Below are 2,640 nucleotides of genomic sequence, written 5' to 3' on the forward strand. Positions count from 1 at the left end.
CGAAGGCGTCGGCTCGGGCGCAGTCTCGGCCCCTTTCATGGATGCAGTCAAGGCGGATTGCGTGATCGTCATTGGCGCCCGCCCGACCACCAATCACCCCGTCGCTGCGACGTATTTCAAACGCGCAGCAAAGCGCGGCACCAAGCTCGTGATCATGGATCCGCGCGGCCAGGATTTAATGCGCCACGCCGAATATGCGCTGCGGTTCAAGCCCGGCACCGACGTGGCGATGCTGAATGCGCTGCTGCACACCATCGTCGAAGAGGAACTCTACGACTCGCAGTATATTCAGGCGCATGTTGCCGAGTTCGAGGCGCTCAAGGCCAAGGTCGTCGGTTTTGCACCCGAAGACATGGCCGAAGTCTGCGGCATCGAGGCGGAAACTCTCCGCGAAGTGGCCAGGCTCTATGCGACCTCGCAAAACTCGATCATCTTCTGGGGCATGGGCGTCAGCCAGCACACTCACGGGACAGACAACGCCCGCTGCCTGATCGCCCTGGCGCTCATCACTGGCCAGATCGGCCGTCCGGGCACCGGGCTGCATCCACTGCGCGGACAGAACAACGTCCAAGGCGCATCAGACGCCGGGCTTATTCCCATGAGCTTTCCTGATTACCGCCGCGTCGACAATGCCGATGTGCGTGCGGGCATGGAGGATACCTGGGGCCGTGCGCTCGATCAAAATGTCGGACTGACGGTCGTCGAGGCGGTGGACGCGGTTCACTCAGACAAGGTCAAGGCAATGTATATCATGGGGGAGAACCCTGCGATGTCGGATCCTGACCAGCACCACGCACGCGCCGCCTTTGCCAAGCTAGAGCATCTCGTTGTTCAGGACATATTTCTCACCGAAACCGCCTGGCACGCAGACGTGGTCCTGCCGGCCTCTGCCCATGCGGAAAAGCTCGGCACCTTCACCAACACTAATCGCCAGGTTCAAATCGGGCGGCCCTGTGTGCCCTTGCCGGGTCAGGCCCGTCAGGACATCGACATTCTCATCGACCTGGGAACCCGCATCGGGATGGATTGGTCCTACGGGTCAGTGCGGGACGTGTTCGCTGAAATGGCCTCCGTTATGCCGTCTCTTGCCGGCATTACCTTCGAGATGGTCGAGGATCGGGGCAGCGTGACCTACCCGCTCGAAGGCGACAGCGAGGAATGGGTGATCTTCAAGAACGGCTTTCCCACGCCAGACGGGCGCGGCAAGCTCGTTCCGGCCGACCTGCTCCCCCCCGACGAAACCCCGGATCTCGACTTCCCCCTGATCCTGACCACCGGGCGCCTGCTGGAGCATTGGCACACCGGTGCCATGACGCGCACCGCCACCGTGCTCGATGCAATCGAGCCGGATGGCATCGCGGCCATGAGCCCGACAGAGATCGACCGGCTCGGACTTGTTCCCGGTGAAACGATTGAGGTGGAGACACGCCGAGGTTCCGTAAACGCTGTCTTGCGCGCAGATCGGGAAGTCGCGCCAGGGATGATCTTCATGCCATTCTGTTTTGTTGAGGCGCCCGCGAACGTCCTGACCAATCCGAATTTGGATCCATTCGGCAAGATCCCAGAGTTCAAGTTTTGCGCAGCGCGTGTGAGCTCAAATTCTGCGAACCGCGCGGACTAACGCCTGAAAGGATACAACTTGCCAGACGACACTCTGCGATTTTTCATTCTTGACCGGCAGTCCGAGCGCAGTTCCGCGGGCAAGCCGGTTTCACTTGGCATCGTAGAAATCCGAATAGGACTTGGAACGAAAAAATGAGCAATGTTCATGCGGCCAATAGGGACTACAAGGCCCCGATAGATGTGCAGAAACGGATCGAGAACGCTGTAACCCTCATTCTTGAGGCTTTGGGAGAAGATCCTAATCGAGAGGGGCTAGTGGACACTCCTTCACGAGTGGCCAAGATGTATCAAGACGTCTTCGCCGGTAGGGAGGAAGACCCAACCATTCATCTCAAAACGCAGTTTTCCAGCGACGAACATGAAGGGGCTGTTGTCGTCAAAGATATTTCCTTCTTTTCTATGTGCGAGCATCATCTGCTTCCCTTCTTCGGACAGGCTCATATCGCCTATCTTCCTGGTGGCGGGCGCCTCGCCGGACTCAGCAAGCTGGCCCGTGTCACCCAAACACTCGCCAAACGGCCGCAGCTTCAGGAACGGCTGACCGCGCAAATTGCCGATACGCTAGTTAGCGGATTGGACCCCATCGGCGTTCTGGTCGTGGTTGAGGCCGAGCATATGTGCATGGCAATGCGCGGTGCGCGCGCCGATAAGAGTAAAACCGTTACGATCGTGGCTCGCGGCGCGCTGTCAAAGGATTCTAGCTTGCGCCGAGAAACACTGAGCTTAATCCGCAGCTAGATCACGAAATCTTGGATCGAGTTTCAGCTTCTTTGAGACAACCGCAACTGTCGTTTCGCGCTCCTATGAAATAGTCGACTGCGACGCTTACCGGTTGCCGACACGTCATGATGATCGTCAAGACGTAACAGCAAAAAATGGACCGCACTCAGCGCGGTGCGGTCCAGTTGTCGCGTAGCCCTTAATTGTGAGATGAGAGATTCAACGAAATCAACGGCTGTCCTTTGCCCTTAAATATGAGATTTTGCCTTTAATTCCGATATTTTTGCCCTTAAACTT

General features: G+C 57.8%; 2 protein-coding genes. Both read left to right on the forward strand.

The window, feature by feature from the left end:
• A partial coding sequence (locus AC2FMY_RS21910) for a molybdopterin oxidoreductase family protein (RefSeq protein ID WP_496808100.1) occupies positions 1-1,621 on the forward strand: 1,621 nt, incomplete at its 5' end.
• 134 nt (positions 1,622-1,755) lie between these two features.
• Entirely contained in the window at positions 1,756-2,361 is a 606-nt protein-coding gene (gene folE / locus AC2FMY_RS21915) for a GTP cyclohydrolase I FolE (protein ID WP_496752581.1), read from the forward strand.
• The last annotated feature ends 279 nt before the right edge of the window (positions 2,362-2,640 follow it).

It is taken from the genome of Ruegeria sp. YKSE079 (genome assembly GCF_059612845.1).